This is a genomic window from uncultured Methylovirgula sp. (assembly GCF_947646745.1).
In the GTDB taxonomy this organism is placed as follows: Bacteria; Pseudomonadota; Alphaproteobacteria; order Rhizobiales; family Beijerinckiaceae; genus Methylovirgula.
In genome coordinates, this window is record NZ_CANSHK010000044.1 from 20,288 (window position 1) to 27,768 (window position 7,481).

Genomic DNA, 7,481 nt, shown 5'->3' on the forward strand with positions numbered 1-7,481 from the left:
CGTCCCTCTATTCGAATAAAGCGGTTCCGGCCAGAGCGGCGCGCGAAAAAGCGGCTAACGGTTTTTCGCTGAGATCAGGCTCTGATTGATCTGGGACTTTCCGATGGCAGACCACGGCACCCCGCATTTCCATAACCAGCCCGGCGTGGCGCGCGTGCGCATCGGCGCCAAGGAATTCATGTGCACCGGCGCCCTGCCGCCCTTCGACCATCCGCATATTTTCATCGATATGGGCGATTCCGACGACGTCATCTGCCCTTATTGCTCGACGCATTATGTCTATGACGCGAGCCTCGCGCGCGGCGCCTGCGAGCCGCCGGAATGCGCCTTCCCCGACAAGGTGAGCGCCTGACGCTTTTATCCGACACGCGGGATGCGCCGCATGCCCTGATCGCCGGGGCCGGAGTCGGCGGGCTGACTGCCGCCATCGCGCTGGCGCGGCGCGGCTGGCGCATCACTTTGCTTGAGCGCCGCGACGGCCACGAGGACATCGGCGCCGGGCTGCAGCTCGCGCCGAACGCCAGCGCCATCCTGCGCGATCTCGGCCTGCTGCCGAAGCTGATCGAGTCCGGGCTCGCGCCGCAGGCCATCCAGATCCGCCGCGGCCGCGATGGCGCTGCGCTCGCGCGCCTGCCGCTCGGCGATGCCGAAGCGCGCTGGGGCGCGCCCTATCTCGCCGTGCATCGCGCCGACCTCATCGCCGCCTTGCGCGAGGCGGCGCTCGCCGAAGCCGCTATCAGCTTTCGCCCGCAGACGGCGCTGGCCGGTTTCGACCAGACGCCGCTTGAGGTGCGCGCCGCCGCTCTGCGCGGGCCGATGCGGCTGAGTTTTTCCGCCGATTGCCTGATCGGCGCCGATGGCGTGCGCTCCTTCGTTCGTGCGCGCGAAGCCACCTTGCGCGGGCGGCCCGACGATCTGCCGAGGCGCGCCCATCATGTCGCCTGGCGCGCTCTCGTCCCGGCCGCGCGCGTCGCAGCCGACCTGCGCCGGGCGGAAAGCGGCCTGTGGCTGGGCGGCGGCGCGCATCTCGTGCATTACCCTTTGCGCGGCGGTTCGCTGATCAACGTCGTTGCGGTGGTCGATGCAAGACAGCGGCTCGACGACAAGGCCGATCTCTGGTCGCAAGCGGGCGATCCCGCCTGGATCGCCGCACGATTCGCCGGCTGGGCGCCGCAGATCCGCGCGCTGATTGCCGCCGCGTCCGACTGGCGCATCTGGCCGCTGGTCGAACGCATCTCGCCGCCGCATTGGAGCCATGGCCGCATCGCTTTGCTCGGCGATGCGGCGCATGCCATGCTGCCGTTTCTCGCCCAAGGCGCGGCGCAGGCGATCGAGGATGCGGCGGCGCTTGCCGACCATCTTGCTGCCAATTCCGATGTCGCAGCCGGGCTCGCCGCCTATAGTGCGGCGCGGGCGCCGCGCGCGGCCCGGGTGCAAAGCGAATCGCACCGCCAGGCGCGCATTTATCATCTCCGGCGACCGGCTTCGTTCGCCCGCGATATGGTGCTGCGCGGGCTGGGGCCGGCGCGACTCAGCGCGCGTTATGACTGGCTTTACGGCGCGCAAGGGCCGAGTCCGACGTGAAGGCCGCGGCCCGCCTGGCTCGCATCGCTGCCGTCAAAGGCGCGCGGCGCAAGCCAAATGAGTCTCTCCCAGGCGGTTTTTCCACCGGAGATGGGCCGAGACAAATTCCTACACCCGTGCCATTCTCCGGCGCGCATGGTGAGAGCGAGCGCCGCGAATCCGGCCAGGCGCATCGAACAACGCGGATGGGGGAATGACTGCGCGAGCCGCGATGCCTGAGTTCGACCCGCCCGACTTGCGCACCGCGCATGTCATCGTCGTCGCCAATGAAAAAGGCGGCACGGGCAAGTCGACTCTGTCGATTCACATCAGCGTCGCCCTGCTGAAGGCCGGCTTTCGCGTCGCGACGATCGATCTCGACACCCGCCAGCAGACCTTGACGCGCTTCTTCGAAAACCGCGCTTCCTGGGCGGCGAGCGCGCCGTGGGCCGTCGAACTGCCGCGCCATCATGCGCTCGATCGCGGCAATTCCGACAATGTGCGCGACAACGAGACGTGGGAATTCGGCGCCTTCGCCACCGCCATTGCGGAAGTCGAGCACGAATACGAATTCGTCGTGATCGACACGCCGGCGAGCGATTCCTACCTGATGCGGCTCGCCCATTCGCTGGCCGATACGCTGGTCTCGCCGGTCAACGATTCCTTCATCGACGTCGATGTCTTTTCGCGCGTGCATCACGATCGCACCAAGCGCGGCCAGGTCGCGCAATATGCCGACCTCGTGCTCGAAGCGCGGCGCAAGCGCAAAATGGTCGATCAGGGCATCATCGATTGGATCATCGTGCGCAACCGCATGTCCTCGACCCAATCGAACAATGCCAAGCAGATCGCCGGCAGCCTGTCGCGGCTCGCCAGCCAATTGAAGTTCCGCCCCGCCGACGGGCTTCACGACCGCGTGATCTTCCGCGAATTGTTTCCGATCGGCCTCACCGCGCTCGATCCGATCGAAGAAGCGATGCGCGGCAGCTCTCTCTCCGCCTCGCAGATTTCGGCGCGGCGCGAGGTCGAATCGCTGATCGAAACGTTGAAATTGCCGGAGCGCAGCCGCGGCATGGCGCATCTGCAGGCGCGCCACGATTGGTTCGAGCGGATTTCGCGCTATTATCGTGATTTACAGGATTGAGCCCTGCCACGATAAAAACGCAAAGCCCTCGTTCTTGCAGAGGGTAAAGCCGGGCCGGCCGCTGCGGCAGCGCCGCGCTCGAAGGATCAAACGGAGCGAAACTTGAAAATTTCCCTCGCCTGCGCTGCCCTTGTGTTCGCTGCGACGTCCCTCGTGCCCGCCGCCGTCTCCGCCGAAGATTCGCCCAATGCCAGCATCGGCACCTTGTTCATCGAGGGCGCCTTCACCCGCCCGACGACGGCCGGCGCGAAGGACGCCGAGGGCTATCTGTCGATCATCAACGAAGGCAGCGTGCCGGACCGCCTCGTCTCGGTCGATTCGGACATCGCCGACAAAGCCGAATTGCGCAGCTCGAAGACGGTGAACGGCCATGTCGAGACGCATGCCTTGTCCGACGGGATCGAGATTCCGGCCGGCGGCACGGTGAACCTCGCGCCGGGCGGCGACCACGTCACCTTCATGAACATTCATCATCCGCTGAAATCGGGCGACATCATTCACGCCACGCTCGGCTTCGAGAACGCCGGCCAGATCGACATCGGCTTCCACGCCACGCCGAACCTCAACGCGACGGCGCCGAGCGGCGACGACGACGAGCAGTAAGGGCACGTAACTTATCGATCGTTTGGTGCGGGCGGCCGGGGTCGAACCGGCACAGCTCTTTCGAGCCGAAGGATTTTAAGTCCTTTGCGTCTACCAATTTCGCCACGCCCGCATACCACTCCACCTAAAGCGCTCTCGCCTGATAGGCAATCATCCCCGCCCGCCCGCGATCGGCGCCTGGAAAGCGAGGCCGAGATCCCAGGGGAAATAGATCCAAGTATCCTGCGAGACCTCGGTCATGAACGTATCGACATGCGGGCGCCCCTGCGGCTTGGCGTAGACGGTTGCGAGATGCGCCTTCGGCAGCAGCGCGCGCACCACGCGGGCCGTGGCGCCCGTATCGACGAGATCGTCGATGACCAGGACGCCGGCGCCCTGCCCGCTCAAGAGCTCCGGCGCAATCGTCTTGACGATCTTCGGCGGCCCTTGCTGGACCGTGTGGTCGTAGCTGACGACCGAAAGCGATTCGACCATCCGCAAATCGAGCTCCCGCGCGACGATCGCGGCCGGCACGAGGCCGCCGCGGGCAATGCCGACGATGGCCGAATAAGGCCCCGTCTCGGCCAGCCGCCAGGCGAGCGCGCGGGCGTCGCGATGAAACTGGTCCCAGGAGACGTGAAAGGCTTTTTGCGGGGCGTCGGTCATGTGATCTTATATTGGTCGCGGCCCGCGGCGCGCAGAGCGGCGATGATGGTCTCGACCGCCGCCACGGCCGCGGCGATTTCTTCCGCATCCTTGCCGCGTACGACGATCTCATTGGCGAATTTGCCGTCGACGATCGACGGATAAGAGCCGATCGACAGATTGGGATGCGCCGCGGCGATGGCGCCGAGTTCGGCGGCATAGGCGCCTTCGGGAATATTGCCGACGGCGATGCTGCGCGCCAGCGTCGGCTGCCCCATTTCGAGGCTCGGCGCGACGGCGGCCAGCATCGCCTGCATGACCGCCGGCACGCCGGCCATGACGATGACATTGTCGATCTTGAAGCCCGGCGCCTTGGAGACCGCATTCTCGACAAGCTCGGCGCCCTGCGGAACCCGCGCCATGCGCCGCCGCGCCTCGTTGAGATCGTCGGGCTTGATCCGCTGCAACAATAGCGCGATGGCGCGCGGATCCTCGATGACCGGCACGCCGAAGGCGGCGCCGACCGCATCGACCGTCATGTCGTCATGCGTCGGGCCGAGGCCGCCGGTGGTGAAGACATAGGTATAGCGATGCCGCAGGGCGTTGAGCGCGGCGACGATCTCGGCAATGACATCGGGGACGACGCGGACCTCGCGCAGATCGATGCCCCGCTCGGTCAGAAAATCGGCGATGAAGCCGATGTTCTTGTCCTTGGTGCGGCCGCTCAGGATTTCGTCGCCGATGACGAGAAGCGCCGCAGTAACCGGCTCGGGCATTGCAAAGTCTCCGCATCGGGCCCTATGGCCAAGGCCTAGGTCGATCCCGGCGCATCATGCCCCGCCGACGAGCCTCTCGTCGAGAGCGGCGGTCTTCACCAATGCGAAAATCGGCTGGCCAAGGCCGAGCCCAAGACCGAGCCCAAGGCCGAGCCCAAGCCGGTCGAGCGCCCGCCGCGTGGTCATCGCCAGCAGCGTCCCGTCGCCGTCGAGGGCGATATGCGCGACGGCCAGCGGACCGAGCGCCTCGATTTCGGCCAGGCGGCCCTTGAGCGCGCCCTGGATGCTCAAGCCCTGCGGCGGCGCCAGCGACAGCGTGACATCGGTCGCCTTGATAACGACGCGGCGCTTGGCGCCTTCGTCGCCCTGTGCGCCGGCGAGCCAGATTGTCCCGGCCGGATGGATCAGCTCGGTCAGGCCGTAGGTCTCGTCCCGCTTGCCGACGCGCATGGCAAGCACGCTGGCGCGGTCGGTGCGGGCGTCGTCGCTGAGCGCCGAGGGCAGGACGTCGGCGGGATCGCCGATCGCTGCGACCTGCCCGCGCTCCAAGACAACGACCCGGCTCGCCAGCCGCGAGACCTCTTCGATGTCATGCGAGACATAGACGATCGGGATCTTGAACTCGTCGCGCAAACGCTCGATCAGCGGCAGGATTTCGAGCCGGCGCGCCACGTCGAGCGCGGCGAGCGGTTCGTCCATCAGCAAGAGTTGCGGCGAGGACAGCAAGGCGCGGCCGATGGCGACGCGCTGGCGCTCGCCGCCGGAGAGTTTTGCCGGCGTGCGGCCGAGGAGATCGCCGATGCCGAGCGTTTCGACCACGGCGTCAAAGCCGACCGCGGCCGCCCGGCGGGGCGCGAACCAGCGGCCGAAGAGCAAATTCTGCCGGACGCCAAGATGCGGGAAGAGATGCGAATCCTGAAAGACGAGGCCGATGCGGCGGCGATAAGCGGGAAGAAAAATGTGGCGCTCGGTATCGACCAGAACGCGCCCGTCGAGAACGACATGACCGCGATCCGGCCGGTCGAGGCCGGCGATCAGGCCGATCGTCAAGGATTTGCCGGCGCCGGAGCGGCCGAACAGAGCGGTGATGCCATCACCGTTGCGGAACGCGACCTTGAGATCGAAGCCGCCGACGCGGCGCGCGACAGCGACGTCGATCATCCGCGCGCCAGCCGCTTTTCGCCGCGTGCTTGGATGATTTCCGAGGCGATAATGGCGACGGCGGCGATCACCAGCGAGACGAGCGTTAGATGCAGCGCGCGCTCATCGCCGCCCGGCTCCTGCGTATAGGTATAGATCAGCGTCGGGATCGTCTGTGTCTCGCCGGGAATGTTGGAGACGAAGGTGATCGTCGCGCCGAATTCGCCGAGGGCGCGCGCGAAGGACAACGTCGCGCCGACAACGATCCCCGGCAAGGCCAAAGGCAGGCTGACGAGAAGAAAGCGGAAGACGGGGTTCGCCCCCAAACTGCTCGCGGCTTGTTCGAGATTGGGGTCGATCGCCTCGAAGGAGAGACGCATCGCCCGCACCATCAGCGGAAACCCCATGATCGCGCAGGCAAGCGCCGCGCCGGTCCAGCGGAACGAGAGCACGATGCCGAGATCGGCCAACGCTTGCCCGAAGAGGCCGCGGCGACCGAAACCGATGAGCAGCAGATAGCCGGTGACGACCGGCGGCAGGACGAGCGGCAGATAGATCAGCGCCGTGACCAGCGTCTTGCCGGGAAAATGCCAGCGCGCCAAAGCATAGGCCGCGAGAATGCCGAACGGCAGGCTGCCGAGCAGCGCGACGATGGCGATCCGCAGCGACAGAAAGACGGCGGTCCAATCGTCCGGGCCGAGGAAGTCGTGCAATGCTATATTCTCCCGAATATGGCAAAGCCCGGCTTCTCGGCCGATCGCGCGCGCCTGTCAAGAAGAGCGCCCGCGCCAGAGCATCGGACCGAAAAGTGCGAAGCGGTTTTCGGACAAATCCGATGTGACGAGAAAGACTTGAAAGCGCCGAGCGATTCAATTTGAACGTCCGACGCTCTAATGCCGCCAATAGGTCTTGACGAAAAAGACGATGGTGATCGCGACCGTGATGCAGAGCGTCACGATGCGCGCCACATGCGAAGGCGTGACACGGCCAAGCCGCGCGCCGCCGAAGCCGCCGATGAGCGAACCCGCAAGCATGGCGAGCGTCTGTGGCCACAGCACCGCGCCGGCAAACAGAAAGACGATGATCGCCACCGTATTGGCGGCGGTGATGAGCAAAGTCCGCGGCCCGTGCAAAGCCTTGATGTCGGTCTCGCCGAACAGGCACCAGACGGCGAGCATCATGATGCTGGCGGCGCCGCCGAAATAGCCGCCATAAACGCCGAGCAGGAATTGCGCGACCAGCATCCAATTCGAGCCGTGATAGCGCCCTTCGAGCGCCGTGGCGATCCGGCCGCCGAAGATGAGCGCCAAGGTCGCAAGCAGCAGGAGCCACGGCAGCAACAACGTGAAAGAGCTCGATGGCGTGAACAGCAGCAACAGGCTGCCGGCGAGGCCGCCGACCAGGGTCACGATCATCAGCGGCCAGCGGCCGATGCCGCAGATCGGGCGAAACGAATGTGGATAGACGAGCGTGCTGGCGACAGTCCCCGGCCAGAGCGCGACGGTGCTCGACGTATTGGCGAGGACCGAGGGCATGCCGGTCGCGATCATCGCCGGCACGGAGAGGAACGAGCCGCCGCCCGCGAGCGCATTCATGACGCCCGCGCAAAACCCGGCGGCGAAAAGGAAGAG

The 7,481-nt window shown here is 66.2% G+C and carries 9 protein-coding genes and 1 tRNA gene; 4 read left to right on the forward strand and 6 right to left on the reverse strand.

Going from position 1 to position 7,481, the window contains the following annotated elements; genetic code table 11:
- Positions 1 to 103 precede the first annotated feature (103 nt).
- The 4 genes from Q0025_RS12615 (at position 104) to Q0025_RS12630 (ending at position 3,310) form a co-directional block, all read left to right on the forward strand.
- Positions 104 to 352, forward strand: a complete 249-nt coding sequence (locus Q0025_RS12615) for a zinc-finger domain-containing protein (RefSeq protein WP_297299662.1) — start codon at positions 104 to 106, stop codon at positions 350 to 352.
- The gene (locus Q0025_RS12620) at positions 322 to 1,584 is read left to right on the forward strand and encodes an FAD-dependent monooxygenase (RefSeq protein ID WP_297299664.1); all 1,263 of its coding nucleotides are present in this window, start codon (positions 322 to 324) and stop codon (positions 1,582 to 1,584) included. The genes Q0025_RS12615 and Q0025_RS12620 overlap by 31 nt, the downstream gene beginning before the upstream one ends.
- A gap of 193 nt (positions 1,585 to 1,777) precedes the next feature.
- The gene (locus tag Q0025_RS12625; protein ID WP_297299666.1) at positions 1,778 to 2,707 is read left to right on the forward strand and encodes a division plane positioning ATPase MipZ; all 930 of its coding nucleotides are present in this window, start codon (positions 1,778 to 1,780) and stop codon (positions 2,705 to 2,707) included.
- Between the two features lie 102 nt (positions 2,708 to 2,809).
- Positions 2,810 to 3,310: a copper chaperone PCu(A)C gene (locus tag Q0025_RS12630; protein WP_297299668.1), complete on the forward strand. Its 501-nt coding sequence runs from the start codon at positions 2,810 to 2,812 to the stop codon at positions 3,308 to 3,310.
- Between the two features lie 23 nt (positions 3,311 to 3,333).
- On the opposite strand, the gene Q0025_RS12635 is transcribed toward Q0025_RS12630, so the two are convergent.
- The 6 genes from Q0025_RS12635 to Q0025_RS12660 form a co-directional block, all read right to left on the reverse strand.
- Positions 3,334 to 3,422: transfer RNA gene (locus Q0025_RS12635), tRNA-Leu, on the reverse strand.
- A 38-nt stretch (positions 3,423 to 3,460) separates the two neighbouring features.
- A complete protein-coding gene (gene gpt / locus Q0025_RS12640; protein ID WP_297299670.1) occupies positions 3,461 to 3,955 on the reverse strand; it encodes a xanthine phosphoribosyltransferase in 495 nt (164 codons plus the stop codon).
- Entirely contained in the window at positions 3,952 to 4,710 is a 759-nt protein-coding gene (locus Q0025_RS12645) for a molybdopterin-binding protein (RefSeq protein WP_297299672.1), read from the reverse strand. The genes gpt and Q0025_RS12645 overlap by 4 nt, the downstream gene beginning before the upstream one ends.
- 54 nt (positions 4,711 to 4,764) lie before the next feature.
- On the reverse strand, positions 4,765 to 5,871 hold the full coding sequence (modC, locus tag Q0025_RS12650) for a molybdenum ABC transporter ATP-binding protein (protein ID WP_297299674.1): 1,107 nt from the start codon (positions 5,869 to 5,871) through the stop codon (positions 4,765 to 4,767).
- On the reverse strand, positions 5,868 to 6,563 hold the full coding sequence (gene modB, locus Q0025_RS12655) for a molybdate ABC transporter permease subunit (protein WP_297299676.1): 696 nt from the start codon (positions 6,561 to 6,563) through the stop codon (positions 5,868 to 5,870). The genes modC and modB overlap by 4 nt, the downstream gene beginning before the upstream one ends.
- A gap of 177 nt (positions 6,564 to 6,740) precedes the next feature.
- The coding region (locus Q0025_RS12660) for a sulfite exporter TauE/SafE family protein (protein ID WP_297299677.1) at positions 6,741 to 7,481 on the reverse strand (741 nt) is incomplete at its 5' end.